Here is a 22,171-nt window from a genome sequence, read left to right on the forward strand (position 1 = left end):
GCGCGCGGCTGGGGGAGAAGGAATTGCAGGGAATGAACCGCCGAAGGGAGATCGCCTCCGAATCCACGGGGCCGACGATAGTCGCCGGCGAAATCCTGGTCGAGATCATGGCGACGGAGCGGGGTCTGGGCTTCCTCGAGCCGCTGACGCTGATGGGCCCCTATCCGAGCGGGGCACCGGCCATCTTCATCGATCAGGTCGCAAGGCTCGGCGGCGGCGCCGGCCTCATCGGCTGCGTCGGCCGCGACGATTTTGGAACCATCAACCTGGAAAGGCTCCGGCGCGACGGCGTCGACGTCTCGGCCGTGGTCGTCAGCGACCGCTACCCAACGGGAAGCGCGTTCGTGCGCTACAGGCCGGACGGCGGCCGGGACTTCGTCTACAACATCGCCGAATCCGCCGCCGGGCAGATCCGGCTTACCGCCGAGGCGCGCCAACTGGCGGACAAGGCAGGCCATCTGCATGTCATGGGGTCGACCCTGTCCGTATCCGGGCTGAAGGAGATCGTCGCCTATACCGCGAAGGCCGTGCGTGCCCGCGGCGGCTCGACCTCCTTCGATCCGAATGTGCGCAAGGAACTGATCGACGGCGCCGACGGCGCGCAATTCTCCGAGCTGGTCGACGATGCGGATCTGCTGCTGCCTTCCGGCGACGAGCTGCTTGCCGCCGCCGGCGTCGATGACGAACGCCAGGCGGTGACGGCGCTGATCGCCCGGGGCGTCGGCGAGATTGTGCTGAAACGCGGCGCTGCCGGTTCTACCCGTTTCGGCGCCGATGGCAGCAGGATCGACTGTGCCGGCTTCCTGGTGGAAGAAGTCGACCCTACCGGGGCCGGCGACTGTTTCGGCGCGACCTACCTGACCTGCCGGCGCAAGGGGATGGAGCCTGCCAAGGCGCTGTTTTATGCCAATGCCGCCGGCGCCCGCAACGTCACGCGGCGTGGGCCCATGGAGGGCCTTGCCGGCTTCGACGTGCTTGACGATTTCATTGCCGGGACCCAGAGGGCGACATGATGGCCAATCCGCTCGCAGCTCTCGCCACCGCGCACAGAAACGGATCGCCCTACGGCATCACCTCGATCTGCTCGGCCCATCCGCTGGTGATCCAGACGGCGATCAGGCGTGCCGTCGCCGACAAGGAAGCCTCGCTGCTGATCGAGGCAACCTGCAACCAGGTCAACCAGTTCGGTGGCTACACCGGGATGACCCCGGACCTGTTCGTCGCCTTCGTGCTGGAGATCGCCAACAGGGAAGGTCTCAACCCCCAGCGCATCATCTTTGGCGGCGACCATCTCGGACCGAACCCGTGGCGCACGGAGCTGGCCGCACAAGCGATGAACAAGGCCGAGGCCATGGTCACCGCTTATGTCTGGGCCGGTTTCAGCAAGATCCATCTCGACGCGTCGATGGGCTGCGCCGGCGAGCCGGCAGCCCTGGATGACGAGACCATCGCGACCCGGGCGGCGCGACTGGCCAAGGCGGCAGAAAAGGCGGCGCGCGCGGCCGGTGGCGCATTGCCGGTCTACATTATCGGCACCGAGGTTCCCGCCCCGGGCGGCGTCGATCACGCGATCAGCGAGCTCAAGCCCACCGAGGCGGCGGCGGCGCGCCGTACCATCGAGGTTCATCGCGAGATCTTTGCCCGCGAGGGTCTGGCGGAAGCGTTTGGTCGCGTAATTGCCGTTGTCGTGCAGCCCGGCGTCGAGTTCGGCAGCCAGAACGTCGTCGCCTACAGGCCCGAGGCATCGAAGCCGCTGACCGGTTTGCTCGACGAGGAACCGTCGCTCGTCTACGAGGCGCATTCCACCGACTACCAGAGCCGCGCGGCGCTGACTGCGCTTGTCGGCAACGGCTTTCCGATCCTTAAAGTGGGTCCAGGCCTGACATTCGCCTTGCGCGAGGCGCTTTACGGGCTTGATCTGATCGCCAGCGAAATGATCGCGGACTATGGCGACAGGTCGCTTGCCCGCACGATGGAACGCGTGATGCTGGCAGCGCCCGGCCATTGGCACAGCCACTATCATGGCAATGAAACCAACCTCCATCTGCAGCGGCATTACAGCTACAGCGACCGCATTCGCTACTACTGGAACAACCCCGCTGCCGGCGTTGCCGTCGGCCGCCTGCAAGAGGCGCTCAACGGCGTCAGCATTCCCGAAACGCTGATGCGGCAGTTCCTGCCGATGGTACCGGCCGCGCTCGGGCCGGCGGGAGATCCAAACGCCATTCTTCACGACGCGATCGGCCAGGTGCTGGCCGATTACGACGCGGCTTGCCGCGGGCGCACCGCCTGAGCCCTTTTGCCCCTTTCTCCCGTCATTTGACGAGCGAGGCGCATTCACCCTTCTGCTACCCGCGCCAGTATCTTGTCTGCCGGCGCGGCGGGTTTGTCGGCGGCCGGCCGCCGGCCAAGCGATCCTGCGGTCAGCAGGCTGAGGATGATGAACGGTATGCCGATGCCAAAGGCCGAGCGGATGCCCCAATGGTCGGAGACGAAGCCAAGCAGCGGCGGGCCGAGCAGGAAGGCGACGAAGGAGATCTGCGACAGCGCCGCGACATTGATCGCCGCCGGCCGGTCCGTCCGCTGGGCGGCGGCCGAGATCGCCAGCGGGAAGAGGGCGCTGGTGCCGATCCCCAGAAGAGCAAAGCCCAGCATGGAGAAGAACGGCGCGGGCGAGAAAAAGACAATCAGCACGCCGCCCGCCATCATCACCAGCAGCACCCGCGCCACGCCGCTCGGCGAATGGCGGTCGACGAAACTGTCGGCGAAGAAGCGCGTGGTTGCCTGAGAGAAGGCGAACAGCGCCACGGTGAAGCCGGCGACGAAAGGACCTGAGTCGAACACCGTGCGCATATAGATCGCCGACCAGTCGATGCTGGCGCCTTCCATCAGCATCGCCGAGAGCGTCACCGCGACGAGGACGAGGATCGGCAATGTCGGCCGCGCCAGCACGGGTGCCTTCTCGCCGGTGCCCGCAAAACGGCTTGGTGCCGGCTGGTAGCCGCCGAGGAACAGCGCCATCGAGATCGCGACGATCGGCACGATCAGCGCCAGATGCAGTTGTGGCGATATGCCGAGATGCGCGAGTGCGGCGCCGAACAGGCCGGCGCCGAAAAAGCCCATGCTCCAGAACGAATGCGCGCGGTTCATGATGCGGCGCTTGACCAGGAATTCGGTCCGGTCGGCCTCGACATTGAGCATGATCTCGACGCTGCCGATCATCAGGCCGACCGGGAAGAGCATCAGGAACAGCGCCAGCGGACCCGGCGCATGCACCGCGATGGCATAGGCAAGCGCCACCAGTGGGACCAGGGCAAGCAGCGCGCGGCGGAAGCCGACGCGCTCGAGCAGCGGCGTCGCCAGCGTCAGCGCCGTCAAGGTGCCGATCGGCGTTCCGATCAGACTGAGGCCGAGCGTGCCGTCCTCGATGCCCATGGCCTGCTTGATGTCGGGAAGCCGCGGAAAAATGTTGCCCATGGCGAAGGAATAGATCGCGAACCCGGCATAGACGCGGTGTTGTGGGGCAAGGTTGAGGCCAAAGCGCATCGCGGTGCTTTCAAGGAGGAGAGGCGAGCTTGTCCAGCAGCCCGATTGGTCACTCCTTGCACAAACGTGCAGAACATGCAAGAACGTGCAAATAGAAATAGGAACAGGCAATGCTGACCGATCAACGGCACCAGCTTATCCGCGACCGCCTCGCGGCGGAGGGGAGAGTGCTCGCCGGCGAACTGGCGAGCCGCTTCGGCGTTTCGGAAGACACGGTGCGCCGCGACCTCAGGGAACTGGCGAAAGCCGGGCACTGCCGCCGGGTCTATGGTGGCGCGGTTGCGGCGGCGCCCTTTGCCGCGCCCCCATCGGTCTGCGCGGCGGCCATGCGGTCGAGGAGAAGGCGCGGCTGGCAGGCACAGCCGTGGCGTTGCTCTCCAGGGGGCAGACCCTGTTCATCGACGGCGGCAGCACCAACGTTGCCATCGCCAAGGCCATTCCGCGCGACCTTGAACTGACCATTGCCACCAATTCGCTCGGTGTTGCCTCGGCGCTGTCCGACCATCCCCTGGTCGAGCTGACGATGCTCGGCGGCAGGTTCGTCCGCGACCTCGGAACCTGCGTCGGCGCCGACACGCTGGCCGCCATTGCGCAGCTTGGCGCCGATCTGTTTTTCCTCGGCTCCTGCGGACTGGATGCCTCACGTGGTGTGACGGCATTCGATTCGGCCGAGGCCGAAGTGAAGCGGGCTATGGCCAAGAACAGCGCCGGCATCGTCATCGCCGTCACCAACGACAAGCTCGCCACCGCAGCACCCTATCGCGTCGCCGGGGCCGATGCGATCCGCCATCTGGTGGTCGAAAAGACCGCGCCGGCCGCGATCCTCGCCGATTTCGAACGCCAGGGCGCTGAAATCCACTTCGCTTGAACACTTGGCGGCATGCCGGGCATCGGGATCGCCCGCTTGCCTTGACAAAGCCGGTCTCTCATGCGCTTTTCGCGCAAATTTTGGGCCGGGCTTGATGCTTTGGCCTGTCACCCAGCATCCCGGACTTTACCAATGACAATGCACCGTTACCGCAGCCATACCTGTGCCCAGTTGAGAAAGAGCGATGTCGGCTCTTCCGTTCGCCTGTCGGGCTGGGTGCACCGCGTGCGCGACCATGGCGGCCTGCTCTTCATCGATCTGCGCGACCATTACGGCCTGACCCAGATCGTCGCCGATCCCGATTCGCCTGCCTTCAAGGTCGCCGAGACCGTGCGCGGCGAATGGGTCATCCGCGTCGACGGCGAGGTCAAGGCGCGCTTGCCCGAGACCACGAACGCCAACTTGCCGACCGGCGAGATCGAGATTTTCGCCCGCGAGATCGAGGTGCTGTCGGCGGCCAAGGAACTGCCGCTGCCGGTATTCGGCGAGCCGGATTATCCCGAGGATATCAGGCTGAAGTACCGCTTCCTCGACCTGCGCCGCGACACGCTGCACAAAAACATTGTGGCGCGCACCAAGATCATCGCCGAGATGCGCAGGCGCATGACCGATGTCGGCTTCACCGAATTCTCGACGCCGATCCTGACGGCTTCGTCGCCGGAAGGCGCACGCGACTTCCTGGTCCCGTCGCGCATCCATCCCGGCACTTTCTACGCGCTGCCGCAGGCGCCGCAGCAGTACAAGCAGCTGATCATGGTTTCGGGCTTCGACCGCTATTTCCAGATCGCGCCCTGCTTCCGCGACGAGGATCCGCGCGCCGACCGTCTGCCCGGCGAATTCTACCAGCTCGACCTCGAAATGAGCTTCGTCGAGCAGGACGACGTGCTCAACACGATGGAGCCTGTCATCCGCGGGGTCTTCGAGGCCTTCGCCAACGGCAAGCCGGTGACGCAGAAATTCCAGCGCATTCCGTATGATGTCGCCATGCGCAAATACGGCTCCGACAAGCCGGACCTGCGCAACCCGATCGAGATGCAGGCCGTCTCCGACCATTTTCGCGATTCCGGCTTCAAGGTGTTCGCCAACATCCTGGCCAACGACCCGAAGGCCGAAGTGTGGGGCATTCCGGCCAAGACCGGCGGCAGCCGTGCCTTCTGCGACCGCATGAATTCCTGGGCGCAAGGCGAGGGCCAGCCGGGGTTGGGCTACATCTTCTGGCGCAAGGAAGGCGAAAAACTCGAAGGCGCCGGCCCGCTCGCCAAGAACATCGGCGAGGAGCGCACCGAGGCGATCCGCCAGCAGCTCGGCCTTGCCGATGGCGACGCCGCCTTCTTCGTCGCCGGCGACCCGAAGAAATTCGTCTCCTTCGCAGGTGCGGCGCGCACCCGCGCCGGCGAGGAATTGAACCTCGTCGACCGCGAACGTTTCGAATTGTGCTGGATCGTCGACTTCCCGTTCTTCGAATGGAACGAGGAAGAGAAGAAGATCGACTTCGCCCACAACCCGTTCTCGATGCCGCAGGGCGGCATTGATGCGCTGAACGGCGAGGATCTGCTTGGCATCAAGGCGTTCCAGTACGACATGGTCTGCAACGGTTTCGAGATCGCCTCAGGCGGCATCCGCAACCACCTGCCCGAAACCATGGTCAAGGCGTTCGAGACGGTCGGGCTGGACCGCGCGACGGTGGAAGAGCGTTTCGGCGGCCTCTATCGCGCCTTCCAGTATGGCGCGCCGCCGCATGGGGGCATGGCGGCCGGCGTCGACCGCGTCGTCATGCTCTTGGTTGGCGCCAAGAACCTGCGCGAGATCACCATGTTCCCGATGAACCAGCAGGCCTATGACTTGCTGATGAACGCGCCGTCGGAAGCGAGCCCGCAGCAGCTTCGCGAACTGGCGCTGCGCGTTGCGCCGACTAAGAAGGACGGCTGATCGCGTGTTTCGGCGGTACTTTAAAAAACCGGCAGAACCGGTTCTTTCGACTCGATAATCCCACAAAAAAGCCCGGCATCGCTGCCGGGCTTTTTCTTGGTCTTGAGGCCGCTTCGATCAGTCCTCGTTCGCCTTGACGCTGACGCCGAGCGTCTTCGGCAAGTCGAGCGGGTTGGACATGGCGCCCGCCATGATCAACGCGAACGGTACCGCTGCCGGCGGCTCGGCCGAGATTTCGAGGCTCTTCGGATCGTCGAGATATTTGCTGACCGCCGCCGTCACCTGCGCCGTCAGCTCCGGATTGTTGAGCTGCGCCATGCCGAACGGCACGATCGCCTTGGCCTGGTTGGCGATGTCCTTGGCCGACATGCCTTGCTGCTTGCCGACATAGTCCAGCACCTTGCCGGTCAGCGAATCGTCGTCGAAGCGGATCGAGGCGCTGTTGAAGGAAAGCTGCTGCAGCAGGCCGAGCATGGCCATGCCTTGCGCCGAATTGTCCGCGCCTTCCGGCTGCGCGGCCATCTTCTTCTGCATTTCCTGCAGCGACTTGACGAAGTCCATTGTGTAGCCGCCGAGGTCGAAGGTCATGCCGAGCGTGCCGGCATTCTCGACCGAGATGTCGTATTTCGACAGCTCCATCTTGCCGTCCGAAGGCTGCCAGTTGCCGGCTATCTCGAAATTGCCCGCGATGTTCTGGTAGCCGAGCGCGTCGATGACTTCCTTCGACTTGGGATCGTCGACCAGCGTCAGGTCGGCATTGAACTTTTCGGTGGTGCCGGTGAATTCCATCGCCTTGCCGTCCGCGGGCGGTGTGATCTTGATGGCAAGCCCGTCCATCGAGAATGCGGTCTTGTCGGCAACCTTGACCGTCATGTTCGAGAGTTCGGCGGACTTGTAGATCATCAGCGCACCGAGTGGGCCGGTAGCGCCGTCGGCCGGAACAGTCATGTCGTGGATGACGAAGGGGCTGAGATTGAGGGTGACGCCGTCCTTGCTGTGTTCGAAGGCCGACGTCGACACGGTGCCGATGTCAAAGCCGCCATTGGCGGCGGTCACACCCTCGAGCTTGACGTCGCCGATGGTGAGGGCTTCCTTTTCCGCCGCCGGCTTGATGGCAACGCCCTGCAGCACCATGCTGGTGTTGTCGCCGGTGACGCCGGTCCAGGAGATGTCGACGCCCTGGGCGGCCAGCGCCGCCTTAAGCCGGTCGGCGACCGCGGCGTCCTGGGCAAGGGCCGCATTCAGCGGCAGTGTGAACAAGAAGGTCGAAAGAGCGAATTTCCGGAGAGTTGAGCGTTTGATTGTCATCGCAAGGTCCCTGAGAGTGTCCTGAAATTGTTTTTCAATTCTTCGCGCCATCACCATTCCGTGACGAACTGGACGGGAAAAAGGCGTGTCCCGGCACAATGGTCAAAAATCGCGGCGAAAGGCAAACCCGATCCGAATGCTATTGCAGAATGCAGTGAATTTGGCATGAAGGTCGGGCCGTAGAGCGTTACCGTGCTTCGCAATAGATGTGGCATGTAACAGACTGATGTTGGCCGGCAAGCTCGACCTTGCTGTTTCCTGTTGCAGAACAGCGCACAAGTCGTCCGGTCCGGCGTGCGCCTCTTGCCGCGAATCACCCGCTCGGCTAGTCCCAGCCCATGGGAAAAGGCTTTTGCCGCCTCAAGATGGCGGTGGCGATCACATTGAACCGGTCGATCTGAAGAAGGCGCTGGAAGAGCGCTATCTCGCATATGCGCTGTCGACCATCATGCACCGGGCGCTGCCCGACGTTCGCGACGGGCTGAAGCCGGTCCACCGCCGCATCATGCACGCCATGCGCCTGCTGCGCCTCAACCCTGATCAGGGTTTCGCCAAATGCGCCCGCATCGTCGGCGAGGTGATGGGCAAGTTCCATCCGCATGGCGACCAGTCGATCTATGACGCGCTGGTACGGTTGGCGCAGGATTTTTCGATGCGCTATCCCCTGGTCGACGGGCAGGGCAATTTCGGCAACATCGACGGCGATAACGCCGCCGCCATGCGCTACACAGAAGCGCGCATGACCGACGTGGCGACCGAACTGCTCGCCGGCATCACCGAGGACGCCGTCGACTACCGGCCGACCTACAATGAAGAGGACGAGGAGCCGGTCGTGCTCCCCGGCGCCTTCCCAAACCTGCTGGCCAACGGCTCGTCCGGCATCGCGGTCGGCATGGCGACGTCGATCCCGCCGCACAATGCGGCTGAACTCTGCGACGCCGCATTGCACCTGATCGAACACCGGGATGCGCCGGTGGCCAAGCTGATGGATTTCGTCCAGGGCCCGGATTTCCCGACCGGCGGCATCATCGTAGACAGCCGTGCCTCCATCCTCGAAGCCTATGAGACCGGGCGCGGTGGTTTCCGCGTGCGCTCGAAGTGGAGCCAGGAAGACCAGGGCAGGGGCACCTGGAGCATCGTCGTCACCGAAATCCCCTATGGCGTGCAGAAGGCGCGGCTGATCGAGAAGATCGCCGAGCTGTTGATGGCGCGTAAGCTGCCGCTGCTCGAGGACATCAGGGACGAAAGCGCCGAGGACATCCGCGTCGTGCTGGTGCCGAAAAGCCGTTCCGTCGATCCGGGCATCCTGATGGAATCGCTGTTCAAGCTCACCGAGCTTGAAAGCCGCTTTCCACTCAACATGAACGTGCTGTCGCGCGGCAAGGTGCCCAACGTGCTGTCGCTGAAGGGCGTGCTGCAGGAATGGCTCGACCACCGCCGCGACGTTCTGATCCGCCGCTCGAAACATCGCCTGGGCGAGATCGAAAGACGGCTGGAGATCCTTGCCGGCTATCTGATCGCCTATCTCAACATCGACGAGGTGATCAAGATCATCCGCGAGGAGGATGAGCCCAAGCAGGTGATGATGGCCCGCTGGTCGCTCACCGACACCCAGGCCGAAGCCATTCTCAACATGCGCCTGCGCGCTTTGCGCAAGCTGGAAGAATTCGAGATCCGCAAGGAATTCGACGGCCTCACCACCGAGAAGAAGCAGATCGAGGCGCTGCTGGCGTCGGATGCCAAGCAATGGTCGACGATCAAGTGGGAAGTCACCAGCATCCGCGACAAATTCGGACCGGAGACCGAGCTCGGCAAGCGCCGCACCCAGTTCGCCGATGCGCCCGAACACGATTTGACCGACATCGCCCACGCCATGATTGAGCGCGAGCCGGTCACCGTGGTGGTTTCGGAAAAAGGCTGGCTGCGGGCGATGAAGGGCCATCTGGCCGATCTCTCGACGCTGACCTTCAAGGAAGGCGACAGCCTGAAACTCGCCTTCCATGCCCAGACCACCGACAAGGTGCTGGTCTTCACCACCGGCGGCAAGTTCTACACCATCGGCGCCGACCGGCTGCCCGGCGGGCGCGGCCATGGCGAGCCGATCCGCATCATCGTCGACATGGACAACGACCAGGACATCGTCACCGCTTTCGTCCACGATCCGAAGCGCAAGCTGCTGCTGGCCTCATATGACGCCAACGGCTTCATCGTGCCGGAGGAGGAAGTGGTCGCCAACACCCGCAAGGGCAAGCAGGTGATGAACGTCAAGGCGCCGGACGAGGCCAAGCGCTGCGTACCGGTCACCGGCGATCACCTCGCCATCGTCGGCGAGAACCGCAAGATGCTGGTGTTCGCGCTCTCCGAAATTCCGGAGATGGGCCGTGGCAAGGGCGTGCGGCTGCAGAAATACAAGGATGGCGGCCTGCTCGATCTCAAGCCGTTCACCTTGGAAACCGGCCTGTCCTGGCAGGATTCGGCCGACCGCACCTTTACGAGATCGCGCGAGGAACTCGCCGAATGGATCGGCGCCCGGGCCTCGGCAGGGCGTATGGTGCCAAAGGGCTTCCCCAGGACGGGCAAGTTTGGTTAGCTGGTGCCTCTTTCTTCTCCCCTTGTGGGAGAAGGTGGCCGAGCGAAGCTCGGTCGGATGAGGGGTGTTCCAGGGAACGCCAACGCCTCACTCCGCTGGAACACCCCTCAACCGTCTCGGCGCCATCGCGCCGATCCACCTTCTCCCACAAGGGGCCTGTTGCGTAATTCGCTGGTTGTGATTCTCTGAGAGGGAGTTCGGAGGAATCGCGATGGCGGTGAAGCAGACTGGACAGTTGAGCTTGGCGGAGGCCTTTCTGGGCCACAAGCTGACGGGGGGTTCTTCGCCACTCGACCGTCTGTCGGGTCTGGTGAAGTGGTACCGGTTCGAGAAGCTGCTTAATGCGCTGCGCGATGGTGGACCGGGTCGAGCTGCCTGGCCGCCGCTGGTGTTGTTCAAGGCACTGTTGCTGCAATCGCTCTACGGACTGTCGGATCGCGAGTTAGAGGAAGCGCTGGGCGATCGGCTGTCGTTCCGGCGCTTTGCTGGGCTGGGGCTGGACGATACAATCCCCGACCACACGGTGCTGTCGCGTTTTCGCAATCTGCTTGTCAGCGAAGGGCTGATGGAGAAGCTGTTTGGCGAACTGGACCGGCAGTTGGAGAAGGCCGGCGTGATCCTGAAGCGCGGTACGATGCTGGATGCCACGCTGATTGATGCGGTCTCGACGCCGCCGACACCCGAGCGGCCGTCGCAGGATACGGACGCCCGCGTCACAGCACGCAAGGGCAAGAGCGGCCTTACCTTCGGCTACAAGGCTCATGTCGGGGTGGATGAAGGCTCTGGCCTGATCCGCACGGTGATCACGACACCGGCCAACGTCAACGACACGGTCGTGGCTGATCACTTGATCTGCGGTGATGAGAAGACGGTATGGGCAGACGCAGCCTATGACACCCATGCCCGCCGTGCTCGGCTCAGGGCGGCCGGCAAGAAGGTGCGCATTGCACGGCGCCCCAACAAGCATCATGCGCTGCCGCCGCGGCTCAAGCACTACAATCGCCTGATCGCCAGACGGCGAGCAGCGGTGGAGACCACCTTCGCCACGCTCAAGAACCGCATGAAGCTGACCACGATCCGCTACATCGGGTTGGCCAAGGCTGCTGGTCAGGTGACAATGGCGGCCATCGCTTTCAACATGCGCCGATGGGCCGCCATCACGGGATAGGTGCGTCCACAATCCGGCCAGCCAAGGCCGAACCGCCACCTCAAACATCGAAACCAGACCTCAACCCCTAAGAACCAGCAATAGCCCGCTGATCCTGTTCCCCCGCCGTTCCTCCCAGTAACTGCGCAACAGGCCCACAAGGGGAGAAGGAAGAGATGCTGCCCAACTCATTTGGACTATCGTCACGATTGCTGCACTATATCAGTGCATACATGGGACGGGTGTTTGAGAGAGACGGGCGTTTGAAGGAATCCAGGATCCAGAAACCGGAACGGCAGCAGCGCCTGTTCGGCCTGTCGACGCCACTGAGTTCGGCCGTCATTCCGCCGCTGTCGGCGGCGCGCTGGCTGCTGGTGCTGATCGTCGCCGCCGGTGTCTATTTCTTCCACGGCTTCCTGTTCCCGGTGCTGGCCGCACTCGTCATCGCTTTCGCCAGCTGGCCGCTTTACCAGCGGCTGCTGTCCGGCGTCGGCGGCAACCGCACCATCGCCGCCACTCTGGCCATCCTGTTCATCCTCGCCTTCCTGGTGATACCGATCGCGCTTGCCGGCACCTACGCCATCAACGAGGTGCGCGAGTGGGTCGGCTGGGCGATCGAGACCAATCGGCACGGGGCTGTGACGCCGCACTGGATCGCGACCATGCCTGTCGTAGGCGACTGGCTGAACGAACAATGGACGACCAATTTTGGTCATCCCGGCGGCATTGGTGAACTGATCCAGCTGGTCAGCGGCGCCAATATCGGTAGCATATATCGCGGCGCGCTCGCCGCCGGCGGCAGTGCGTTTGGGCTGCTCCTGACGCTGCTGTTCATGATGATCGCCCTGTTCTTCGCCTATCGTGACGGCGAGCATTTCGCCGGCCAGGTCGACCGCCTCGGCGAGCGTATCCTGCCGACGCGGTGGGAGCGGATTTCGCGCGTCGTGCCGGCGACGATTTCCTCGACGGTGACCGGCATGACGGTCATCGCCATCGGCGAGGGGCTGGTGCTGGGCATTGCCTACTGGCTGGCCGGCGTGCCGTCGCCGGTGACGCTCGGTGCCCTGACCGGCGTCATGGCGCTCATCCCCGGCGGAGCACCTTTGTCCTTCACTCTTGTCTCGATCTACCTCGCGGCCAGCGGCTCGCCCATGGCCGGTCTGGTGCTGTTCCTGTGGGGCGCGGTCGAGCTGTTCATCGTCGACAAGACGCTGCGCCCGAAACTCGTCGGCGGACCGATAAAACTGCCCTTCCTACCGACCTTTTTCGGCCTGATCGGCGGCGTCAAGACGATGGGGTTCCTCGGCCTGTTCATCGGCCCGGTGCTGATGGCTCTGCTGGTCGCCATCTGGCGCGAGTGGCTACGCGAGGTGGAACTGGTCGACGAGATCGCCGCCGACTCGGCGGCCGAAATCGAGGCTCGTCCGCAGATCGAGATCCTGCCGGAATCTGGCGTGGCGAAGAAGGCCAGCGCCTGATCCCGGAACGCAACTTGCGCAGATATCGATACGCCTTAGACGGGATGATGCACCGCGAGATCGGGTCGGCGCTTGCGGCCATCATGCAACTGCCAGAGCGAATGGGCGACCAGCGTGACGATCAGGATCCCGCCGCCGATCAGGCTGTTGCGGGTTGGTGCCTCGGCAAAGATCATCCACACCCAGACCGGCGCCAGCACGGTTTCGAGCAGGTAGAACATCGCCACTTCCGGCCCTGGAATGTATTTCGGCCCGGCGGCCAGGCAGAAGAACGAGATCGGCATGATGACGGCGCCGTTGAAGATGATCCACCACGGTGCGTTCACATGAAAGCCTTCGCCTGACACCATGAAGGCGGCGAGCGCCATCGGCAGAAGGACGCCGACGAGCGAGGTGAAGCCCATATCCTTGCCGCTGGCGCGCGAGATGGTGATGGCCACGGCGACGAAGAAGGCCGAGCACAGCGCCATGAAATCGCCGAACAGCTTGCCGGTGCCGACCGACCCGCCGACGATGACCAGCACGCCGATGATCATGATCGACATGGCGATGATCGTCACCAACTGCGGCCTCTCCTTCAGGAATAGCCAGGACAGCAGGCCCGCGAACACGGTGTTGAAGGCCAGGATGAACACCAGATCGGCGGTCGAGGTGTGATAGACGGCGGTGACGAAGGTGATCCCGGTCAGCCCATAGCAGATCGCCACGATCAGGCCGGACCAGCCGGGGATGAGTGGCGGGGCGTTGCGGCTCAGCGCCCGCCAGATCGACCAGATGACCATTGCGGCGACGAATGTGGTGCTGGTGCGCAGCAGCATGATGGTCCACGCGCCACCGTCGGCGAGGCGGATTAAAGGTATGTCGACTGTCAGCGTCAGTCCGCCGATGGCGGTTATCAAAAGACCCTTCTGATGATCATGGTGAGAGGACATGCAGGAACTTTCGCAATGAAATGCAGGCCGACGGCTGACCGGTGCAATGGCGCACACTCTCCAGCCTACCGGCTGAAAGACCAGCATCTCCTGCCTTGAAACTGTTTAAGCGCGGATCGTGGAAAAACTCAGCGTGAAACCGCTTCGTTGGTGTAGCGCTCCCAGCCCTTGGGGCCGAGATGCTCCTGCGGCATGAAGCGCATCTTATAATTCATCTTGCGCGAGCCGTTGACCCAGTAGCCGAGGTAGACATGGGGCAGGCCCATCGCTCTGGCGCGGGCGATATGATCGAGGATCATGAACGTGCCGAGCGAACGCTCCTCGAATTCGGGATTGAAATAGGAATAGACCATCGACAGGCCGTCGGCCATTTTGTCGGTGAGCGCCACCGCGATGAGTTCGCCCTGGCCCTTGCCGGTGATGAAAGTGTCAGGCCCGCGCCGCCTGTATTCGATCACCTTGGTGTCGACATGGGTATCCTCGACCATCATGGCATAGTCGAGCACCGTCATGTCAGACATGCCGCCACGGCGGTGGCGGGCATCGAGATAGCTGCGGAACAGCGAGTATTGTTCGGTCGAGGGCTCGGCATTGTGCATGGCGCCGACGAGGTCGGAATTGTGCTGCAGCACGCGCTTCATGTTGCGGCTGGCGGTGAATTCCTGGGCGAGGATGCGCACGGAGACGCAGGCGCGGCAGGTCTCGCAGGCCGGCCTGTAGGCGATGTTCTGCGAGCGCCGGAAGCCACCTTGCGTCAAGAGATCGTTCATCTCCGACGCCTTGTCGCCGACCAGATGCGTAAACACCTTGCGCTCGAACTGACCGTCGAGATAGGGGCACGGCGACGGCGCGGTCAGGAAGAACTGCGGCGACTGGGTCGGATGCTGCGTCATCTAAGTCTTGGAAACACTCCTTTCGAGTCGCTCTACCTTTGGCGCGGAAAGCGAAAAATTCAACAGGATTGTGAAGGTACGCGCAATCGGATGCCTTCACATTTGCGCCGACGAGGCGGAAGCGCTCCCGAAAACTGCCTTTAACGGCCGCTGCGGCTGACTACCGTGCCGAGCAGAAGGTCGTGCAGCGTGCGCTTGCGGTCGGAGAACAAGGTCACCAGCAGGACCAGCGGCGACAGGATGACGTTGCCGGCCCAGAACAGCACGGAATGGACGACCGCGGTCAGGCCGTCGATCGGCCGGCCGTCGAGACGGTCGAGGCGGATGCCCATCACCTTCATGCCCGTGGTCGCCTGGTCGGCGCTGCCCAGCGTGTTCCAGATGTAGAGGATGGCGACGGCCGGCACCAGGATGCCGAACAGCATCCAGCCGAGACCGAGCGTCAAAAGCCCGAGGAAAAACACCAATATGGCGAACGGAATGGTGAGCAGCGCGACGATGATGTAGTCGAGCACGAAGGCCAGGATGCGCCTTGTGCGCACGCCTTCGTAGGCCCTGACATCGTCGAGCCTTGTGTTGATGATTTCGCCGTCGAGAACGCGCGCGTTCATGTCATTTCCTCGTAACAGGGCCCGACATAGGGTGCGGGCCGCTCGATGATGAAATGGTGAAGGCCTGTGTCGGAATCAAGGTCGGCGCTTTCCGGAGCGCAGGGATCGAGCGACGCAAGACACGATCCGAATCGGTTGAATTTGCCGCGCGGATGGCATTAGCTTGTTGCGGCGCAACAAAAGCACTCTGAAGCAGAGGCGAGGGGACGGGGAAATATGGACTACGACATGCTGGTCATCGGCAGCGGCCCCTCGGGCCGCCGCGCCGCGGTGCAGTCGGCCAAGCTCGGCAAATCGGTGCTGGTGGTCGACCGCGGCCGGCGTCTCGGCGGCGTCTCCGTGCACACCGGCACCATCCCCTCGAAGACGCTGCGCGAGACGGTGCTCAACCTTTCCGGCTGGCGCGAGCGCGGTTTTTATGGACGCGGCTACAGGGTCAAGCAGGATATTTCCGTCGGCGACCTGATCGAGCGCCTGCACAAGACGCTCGATCATGAGGTCGAGGTGCTGCAGCACCAGTTCATGCGCAACACCGTCAAGAGCGCCCGCGCGGCGGTAAAATTTCTCGGCCCCAACAAGGTCAGCCTGACATCGGACAATGGCGACTACAGCGAGGTCGGCTTCGCCAATGCACTGATTGCGGTCGGCACCAGGCCACACCGGCCGCGCGACGTGCCTTTCGACAAGACCCGCGTCTTCGACAGTGACGAGATGCTGGAGCTCGACCGCCTGCCGCGCACGCTGACGGTGATTGGCGGCGGCGTCATCGGCGTCGAATACGCGACGATCTTTTCCGCGCTCGACGTGCCGGTGACGCTGGTCGAGCCGCGCAACTCCATCCTTGATTTCGTCGACCGCGAGATCGTCGACGATTTCATCCACCAGATGCGTGATCGCGGCATGACGATAAGACTGGGCAGCGCGGTGAAGGAAATCCGCTCCAAACCCGAAGCCGCCGAGGTGGAGCTGGCCGACGGCCGCACCATTCGCTCGGAGGTCGTGCTCTACGCCGCCGGCCGCACCGGCAATGTCGGCAGCCTGGGTCTCGACGTGGTCGGCATCGAGGCGGACTCCCGAGGCCGCATCAAGGTCGATCCGCAGACGTTTCAGACCAGCGTGCCCAACATCTACGCCGCCGGCGACGTCATCGGCTTTCCGAGCCTGGCTTCAACCTCGATGGAGCAGGGCAGGGTGGCCGCCTGCCATGCTTTCGGCGTGACCCTGCCGCCACCGCCGGAAACATTCCCCTATGGCATCTATGCGGTGCCGGAAATCTCGACCGTCGGCCAGTCCGAGGAGCAGGTGCGCCAGAGTGGCGGCGCCTACGAGGTCGGTGTCGCGCGCTTCCGCGAGACCTCGCGCGGCCACATCATGGGCGTCGACACCGGCTTCCTGAAACTGTTGTTTTCGATCGAAACGCGGCGACTGCTCGGTGCGCACATCGTCGGCGAGGGCGCCACCGAGCTCATTCATATCGGTCAGGCCGTCATCAACCTTGGCGGCACGGTCGACTTCTTCGTCAACAACACCTTCAACTATCCGACGCTGGCGGAAGCCTACAAGATCGCCGGGCTCGATGCATGGAACCGGATGGGGCGAGGGTAAGCCTTAGCTGTCCATCTGGGCGAGCAGCGCCAGCATAACGTCGGCTGATGGCATCGGCAGCACCGCCTCGATTTCCGCCGGTCTCACCCCGGCTATGGCGTCGGCATCACCCGCAACGGTGCCGAGCGGTCCGCGGAACCCGTGCTTGGACCAGGCAAGCTCTTGTAGCTTCGGGCTGGTCAGCGCCTCCAGCAGCCGGTCGACCGCGGGATCGACGACGATCAGAGGATGCGCCGAGTAGACAGTCGGCCGGGGGTAGAGGATTTCGGGCTTGGCGCCCATGCCCGCCTGCACCCTTTGCCAGCGCGCCGGGTCGGCGAGCGCCCATTCGACCAGCTGGTTTTCATAGCCGACCACCATCGGCTCGGCGCCAAGGCCGCCAGCGATGTACTGATCGAACAGTTTTCCCGACGACGACGATTTCAGGCCCATGCTGCGGAAGATCGCCTTGGCCTGGTCGCCGTGCTGCGCCAGCAGCTCCTGCGTTGCCACGTCGCCGCTCATTAGGCTGAGCACCAGGCCGGCGAACATGAAGCCGGAGTTGGAACGGTTGGGATCGGTGGAGACGATGCGGGCCCGGCCATAAAGCTCGCCGATGCCGAGATCCGACCAGTTCTTGCCGGCCAGAATGGCGTCAAGCAAGGCCTTGAGGTCGAGCTGATTGTAGCCGCCCTTGGCGGCGACCGTGACCAGTCCGCTCTTCTTCAGCCCTTCGACCACCGGCCCCCAAGTGTAGACGACGATCGGCGAGTTGAGCACCACCTGGTCGTTGCGGATCGCCACGCCGCTCTTGCGGGCGAGATCGACCATGATCGAAGAGGATGGCCACAGAAATTGCGGTTTCTGCGACAGAAGTGCTGCTTCCCGCACCATCTCGACGGAACCTGCAACACGCGCGTCGAGCTCCAGCCCGTAGCCGCCCAGCGCATGGACGACATCCGGATCGGCCAGGAACGCCTGCTTCTCGCCGCCGATGAAGCCGAACAGATGCGCCTTGTTGCCGAGATAGCCGCGGAATTCGGGGCGATCCTTGAGTGTCAGATAGCCGCCGGTGCCGGCGGCGGCCGCACCCAGCAGACCCAGTCCAAAAGCGCGGCGCGAAATGGCCATCAGCGACCAATATCCTCTTTCAGCGACTCCTGAATGAGTCGCAGGTCTACGTCGAGCGTGCCGAGTTCGGAGTCGGCGAGGCTGTCTGCATAATGCCTGAAAGCATCCTGAAGCTTGGTGATGACCGCGCCGATATTGGCGAGCCGCGCCTGGCTTGGCGCGCGCCGGCTGGCCAGCGCCGCATAGCCTTCCGAGACCTCGGCCGCCTGCGGCACATAATAGGTCAGGAACCGCCGCACGGCGGGCGCGCTTTCAGGCTTGGCCTCGACCCTGGTGATCACGTCGGCGGCGATGTCGGACAGGTTCTTCACTTTTGCCGCCATGTCCTTGTCGGAAATGGTCCGGGCGGTTGCGGCCAGGCGGTCCGCCGCCGGCTGGGCTTGCGCCAGCAGTTCGCGCGCAAACGCAACCCGGCTGCCACTGAGCGAATTGAGGTCGAGGCCTTCGAACAGCTGGCGTGGCGCCAGCACGAACACCAGCCCGGCAAAGACAAGTGCTGCGATGATCGCAGATACCAGGAACGGAAAATGGGTGAGCAGGCTCAGCCCGACCAGCAACGCCGCCGAGACAAGGCCCGCCGCGATCCAGTTCCAGTCGTTGCCGAACAAGCCACGCATCCTAGCCGCGCATCTCAGTTGTAGCCGCGAGCGGCGCGGAAGGCGCCCGCCAGATCGCCGCTGCCATCGAATACGCGCGCCGAAGTCGCCTTGGCAAGGCTGTCGAGCTGGCTCTTGTCGGCATCGCCGAAGGTGATGCCGAACACCGGCACGCGCACCGGCGCGTTGCGCCATTGCTGGAGGAAGAAGTCGGCACTGCCATCCGTCCGTCCATCGGTCATGATGATGATCGCCGGCAGGTATTTCGACAGATCCGGCGTCGCGGTGATCTGCTGCAGCGCCTGCTGGGCGCAGGCATACATGTCTGTGCCGCCGCCGGCGTGCTGGTCGGCTACGGCAGCCAGCAACTGGGCTTGCCCTGCCGCGTCGCCGGTTGCCGCGAAACTGGCACGCACGACGCCGTCGAACGGCAACACGAAGATGTGGTCGGATGGCGTCCACTGCACCAGCACCTCGCTGGCCTTTTCCGGTGTGAACAGGAACTGCGCGGCGGCCTGCAACTGCTTCTCGCCCTTGTCTTCCATCGAGCCGGAGAAGTCGAAGCATAGCGCCGTCAGCGAAGGCTTGCGCAGCGCCTCCTGATAGAGGTCGAGCGCTTTGCGGATCACCGCCGGCTCCGGCATGCGGATCGATGTCACCAGTTTGCCCGGGTCGAAATTCCAGTCGGGTTCGGCCGCGGCCTGGATTGCCGAGCCGCCAAGCGGCAGCCGCCGACCGGTGTCGGCGATGCGCTTGCGCACCGCATCCGACTGCAGATAGGCGAGCAGGTCGGTGAAGAATTTTTCGACCTCCGGGCCGCGCCCATGGTCGATGAAGCCGAGCGGCGAATCGCCGACCGCGACGCCGTCGGCCGGGTAGATGGCATAAAGCGGTTCCTTGCCTATCTGCTTTAGCTTGTCGTTGGTCTCCTTCAGCGTCGCCTCGTAGTTCCACATCGCGTCGTAGACGGTGCCCTTGCTTGCGCTGTCGACATAGAGATCGGCGAGCCAGCCCGACGAACCGGATGAACGCTCGACCCCTTGCAGCAGGGCGCTCACCGTTTCACGCACATTCGGATTGTCGAGATCGCCGGGCTCGATCACCTCCTTGCCGCCAAGCGCGCTGGACAGCATGGCGAGATAGGCACTGGCGCCGGAATTGGACTGCGTCGCCGAGGTCATCAGGAATTTGAGCTTGCCGTCCTTCACAGCGGCCAGGATGTCCTTCATGAAGACCGGCTTGCCGATCCAGCCGAGCTCCGCGGCCTTGGATTTGCGCACGCCCAGAATGACCGGCATCTGCGCGATCGAGGTCAGGTTGCGCACCTTGCGGCCGGAATCGAACAGATCCACCCAAACGCTCGAGGCCGGCCAGACAGCATCCTGGTCAAGTCCGGCGGGCCGTTGCAAGCCAAGGCCGATGTCGAGCGAGCCTTCATAGGCGAAGGTGCAGGTGGCGCCTTGTTTGGCACAGAATTCCTGCACGATCGGCTCCAGCACCGTGTTTTCGGATCCGGAGACGATCGAGAACTTGACGTTGCTCGAATTGCAGGCGGCTAAAAGCACCGCGAAGGCCAGCAGCAGAACGGACGTCAGCGTCTTCGGCATGGCGGTTCCGATCAGCCTTGAGTCAACGCTTTCTTCAGATCGAGCGTCATCTGGTCCATCTGTTTCTCAGCGTCGGCCCGCTTCTGGCGGCCTTCCTGCTGGACCTTCAGCACGCCTTGCACCGTGTCGATGAGGTCGCGGTTGGCCTGCGCCAGCGTCTCGACATCGACGATGCCGCGCTGCGCCTGCTCCTCGATCGAGATCGCCTGGTCCTTCATCATCTTGGAGGTCTGGCGGATCATCTCGTTGGTGGCGTCCGTCACGGTCTTTTGCAGTTCGAGCGCCGATTTCTGGTTGGTCAGGCCAAGCAGGATGACCATTTTCTGTTTCCAGGCCGGCACGGTCAGCGCCGAGGTGGCCTGGAGGTTTTCGATCAGGGTCTCGTCGCCGGACTGGACGATGCGGATCTGCGGCAATTGCTGGATGCCGAGCTGGCGCGCCTGCACCAGATAGAAGACACGCTTTTCCAGCCTGTCGAGCGCCTGCACCGCGTCCTGATAGGTTTGCGCTTCCAGCGTACCACCAACATCGCCGCCTCCGGCATCGGCGGCAGCCTTCAATTTCGGCAATTCGTTGGCGCGGTAGTCGTCGACGAATTTCTTGCCCGCCTGCACATAGGCATCGAGCTTGAGGATGGAGTCTTTCGTCTGCTCGTGCAGGTCGTCGAGCACCGCGATGTCGCGCCGCAGCGTGTCCTTGTGCCGGTCGAGCTCGAGGCCGATGCGGTCGATCTGGCCGGCCACGTCCTCGTATTTCTCCTTGAAGCGTTCGAGCCGCGCCTTGAACGAGGAAAACAGATTGCTCAAAAACCCCTGATCCTTCAGCGAAGCCGGGTCGAGGTTCTTGGCCTTCATGATGATGTCGGTCAGCAGGTCGCCGGTGTCGCCAAGGTCACGGTTGCGCAACTGGGACAGGATCTTGTCGGCATAGTCGCTGACAGCCTGCTGGGCGCGGTCGCCAAACACCGAAATCGCGGCGCGGTCGCGCACGTCGATGTTGTTTTCAATCGTGGCGATCTCGGCCGGATTGGCCGCAATGACAGGCAATTGTGAAGTGTCGTCGAGCAAAGTGACGCTGTTCTTGTCGGCCATGCAGACCTCCCCTCAGTAGACAGCATCTCGATAGACCGGATGTAACAGACATATGTCGCCGCTGTGGACAATGGAAGCCACAGCCCATTTCCTTGGTGAATAGTTGCTTTTGTCACACTTATTCTGCTGCTTCCTGCCGCGAAACAGCCTGCCCGACGCTCACAAGCGGCTCTGCCTATGCCATGGCAGCCGATCCCGCCAGCCATTGCCTGACGATGGCGGCGTCCGGATTGCCGATTTCGTGACCCGAGGGAATGATCCGGGCGTCGATCTCGGCGCCGTGCTGGTTGAGCAGCGTCACCAGCGCCGGCGCGAAGGGTCCGTAGGTCTCGTCGGCGGCTCCGGCGATGATCAGCGTCCGGGTTCCCGCAAGGTCTGTCGCCGGTACCTGGTCGAGCACCGGCATTGGCCTCAGCAGCGCCGCCCTGCGGACGATGCCCGGATGAAGCAGCATCAGGCTGGAAACCAGATTGGCGCCGTTCGAATAGCCAAGGAATGTCGCGCGATCGAGATCGAGCCCATGGCGTTTGGCGGCCTCGCTTGCGAACGAGGCGAAAGCCGCCGTTTCGGCGAGGATGCTCTCCTGTTCGAAGCGCGTCGGGGTAATCCGCTCGAACCAGCGGAAACCGTCCTCCTGGGGAATGCGGCCACGCGCCGCGACCATCATGGCATCAGGCGCGATCCGTCTGGCCAGCGGGACCAGAGTGGTCTCGTCGACACCAGATCCATGCAGCAGGAACAGGCATTCACGGCTGTTGCCGCCTGCGTCGTGGATGCGATAGGGAAAGGCCAGATCCATGAGCAGTGGGCCGTTTTCAACGCTGTCGCCAGTCATCCCGCATCCTCTTGATTATATGAGG

The 22,171-nt window shown here is 63.4% G+C and carries 19 protein-coding genes; 9 read left to right on the top strand and 10 right to left on the bottom strand.

The features are described 5' to 3' along the window. The first annotated feature begins 32 nt into the window (after positions 1-32). Entirely contained in the window at positions 33-1,013 is a 981-nt protein-coding gene (locus HB778_RS26830) for a tagatose kinase (RefSeq protein ID WP_183458327.1), read from the top strand. Then, positions 1,013-2,293, top strand: coding sequence for a D-tagatose-bisphosphate aldolase, class II, non-catalytic subunit (locus HB778_RS26835; protein ID WP_183465237.1), 1,281 nt, complete (start codon positions 1,013-1,015; stop codon positions 2,291-2,293). Before HB778_RS26830 ends, HB778_RS26835 begins: the two co-directional genes overlap by 1 nt. A 44-nt stretch (positions 2,294-2,337) precedes the next feature. Here HB778_RS26835 and HB778_RS26840 read toward each other — a convergent pair whose 3' ends face one another. Beyond that, positions 2,338-3,546, bottom strand: a complete 1,209-nt coding sequence (locus HB778_RS26840; RefSeq protein WP_183458329.1) for an MFS transporter — start codon at positions 3,544-3,546, stop codon at positions 2,338-2,340. Positions 3,547-3,656: 110 nt separating this feature from the next. Here HB778_RS26840 and HB778_RS41720 point away from each other — a divergent pair, with 110 nt between their 5' ends. The 3 genes from HB778_RS41720 to aspS all read left to right on the top strand — a co-directional run bounded on the left by HB778_RS41720 (position 3,657) and on the right by aspS (position 6,343). Further along, positions 3,657-4,004 (top strand): DeoR family transcriptional regulator, encoded by a 348-nt coding sequence (locus HB778_RS41720; protein WP_244661636.1) that lies wholly within the window; start codon positions 3,657-3,659, stop codon positions 4,002-4,004. Continuing rightward, positions 3,911-4,414, top strand: coding sequence for a DeoR/GlpR family DNA-binding transcription regulator (locus HB778_RS26845; RefSeq protein WP_244661637.1), 504 nt, complete (start codon positions 3,911-3,913; stop codon positions 4,412-4,414). The genes HB778_RS41720 and HB778_RS26845 overlap by 94 nt, the downstream gene beginning before the upstream one ends. Positions 4,415-4,552: 138 nt before the next feature. Then, a complete protein-coding gene (aspS, locus tag HB778_RS26850; RefSeq protein ID WP_183465238.1) occupies positions 4,553-6,343 on the top strand; it encodes an aspartate--tRNA ligase in 1,791 nt (596 codons plus the stop codon). Between the two features lie 117 nt (positions 6,344-6,460). Here the strand turns inward: aspS and HB778_RS26855 are convergent, their stop codons facing one another. Next, complete coding sequence (locus HB778_RS26855; protein WP_183458330.1) at positions 6,461-7,651, bottom strand: hypothetical protein; 1,191 nt, start codon at positions 7,649-7,651, stop codon at positions 6,461-6,463. Between the two features lie 352 nt (positions 7,652-8,003). On the opposite strand from HB778_RS26855, the gene parC reads away from it, so the two are divergent. From parC to HB778_RS26870, 3 genes are all read left to right on the top strand, one after another. Beyond that, on the top strand, positions 8,004-10,241 hold the full coding sequence (parC, locus tag HB778_RS26860; protein WP_183458332.1) for a DNA topoisomerase IV subunit A: 2,238 nt from the start codon (positions 8,004-8,006) through the stop codon (positions 10,239-10,241). Positions 10,242-10,452: 211 nt separating this feature from the next. After that, a complete protein-coding gene (locus HB778_RS26865; RefSeq protein WP_183458334.1) occupies positions 10,453-11,409 on the top strand; it encodes an IS5 family transposase in 957 nt (318 codons plus the stop codon). Positions 11,410-11,651: 242 nt separating this feature from the next. After that, the gene (locus tag HB778_RS26870; RefSeq protein ID WP_432421210.1) at positions 11,652-12,866 is read left to right on the top strand and encodes an AI-2E family transporter; all 1,215 of its coding nucleotides are present in this window, start codon (positions 11,652-11,654) and stop codon (positions 12,864-12,866) included. Between the two features lie 35 nt (positions 12,867-12,901). Here HB778_RS26870 and HB778_RS26875 read toward each other — a convergent pair whose 3' ends face one another. From HB778_RS26875 to HB778_RS26885, 3 genes are all read right to left on the bottom strand, one after another. After that, positions 12,902-13,798, bottom strand: a complete 897-nt coding sequence (locus tag HB778_RS26875) for a DMT family transporter (protein ID WP_183458336.1) — start codon at positions 13,796-13,798, stop codon at positions 12,902-12,904. 128 nt (positions 13,799-13,926) lie between these two features. After that, on the bottom strand, positions 13,927-14,691 hold the full coding sequence (locus HB778_RS26880; RefSeq protein ID WP_010915563.1) for an arginyltransferase: 765 nt from the start codon (positions 14,689-14,691) through the stop codon (positions 13,927-13,929). Positions 14,692-14,831: 140 nt separating this feature from the next. Further along, complete coding sequence (locus tag HB778_RS26885; RefSeq protein ID WP_183458338.1) at positions 14,832-15,302, bottom strand: RDD family protein; 471 nt, start codon at positions 15,300-15,302, stop codon at positions 14,832-14,834. Between the two features lie 216 nt (positions 15,303-15,518). Between HB778_RS26885 and sthA the strand changes: the two genes are divergently transcribed. Then, positions 15,519-16,907, top strand: coding sequence for a Si-specific NAD(P)(+) transhydrogenase (gene sthA / locus HB778_RS26890; protein ID WP_183458340.1), 1,389 nt, complete (start codon positions 15,519-15,521; stop codon positions 16,905-16,907). A 3-nt stretch (positions 16,908-16,910) separates the two neighbouring features. Here the strand turns inward: sthA and HB778_RS26895 are convergent, their stop codons facing one another. From HB778_RS26895 to HB778_RS26915, 5 genes are all read right to left on the bottom strand, one after another. Further along, positions 16,911-18,017, bottom strand: a complete 1,107-nt coding sequence (locus tag HB778_RS26895; RefSeq protein ID WP_095201615.1) for a substrate-binding domain-containing protein — start codon at positions 18,015-18,017, stop codon at positions 16,911-16,913. Continuing rightward, positions 18,017-18,634, bottom strand: a complete 618-nt coding sequence (locus HB778_RS26900; protein ID WP_183458342.1) for a 5-bromo-4-chloroindolyl phosphate hydrolysis family protein — start codon at positions 18,632-18,634, stop codon at positions 18,017-18,019. Before HB778_RS26900 ends, HB778_RS26895 begins: the two co-directional genes overlap by 1 nt. Positions 18,635-18,648: 14 nt before the next feature. After that, entirely contained in the window at positions 18,649-20,220 is a 1,572-nt protein-coding gene (locus tag HB778_RS26905) for a substrate-binding domain-containing protein (RefSeq protein ID WP_183458344.1), read from the bottom strand. 11 nt (positions 20,221-20,231) lie between these two features. After that, complete coding sequence (locus HB778_RS26910) at positions 20,232-21,311, bottom strand: toxic anion resistance protein (RefSeq protein WP_183458346.1); 1,080 nt, start codon at positions 21,309-21,311, stop codon at positions 20,232-20,234. A 175-nt stretch (positions 21,312-21,486) separates the two neighbouring features. Further along, entirely contained in the window at positions 21,487-22,146 is a 660-nt protein-coding gene (locus tag HB778_RS26915) for an alpha/beta hydrolase (protein WP_183458348.1), read from the bottom strand. Between the last annotated feature and the right edge of the window lie 25 nt (positions 22,147-22,171).

This window comes from Mesorhizobium huakuii (genome assembly GCF_014189455.1).
Classification (GTDB): domain Bacteria; phylum Pseudomonadota; class Alphaproteobacteria; order Rhizobiales; family Rhizobiaceae; genus Mesorhizobium; species Mesorhizobium huakuii_A.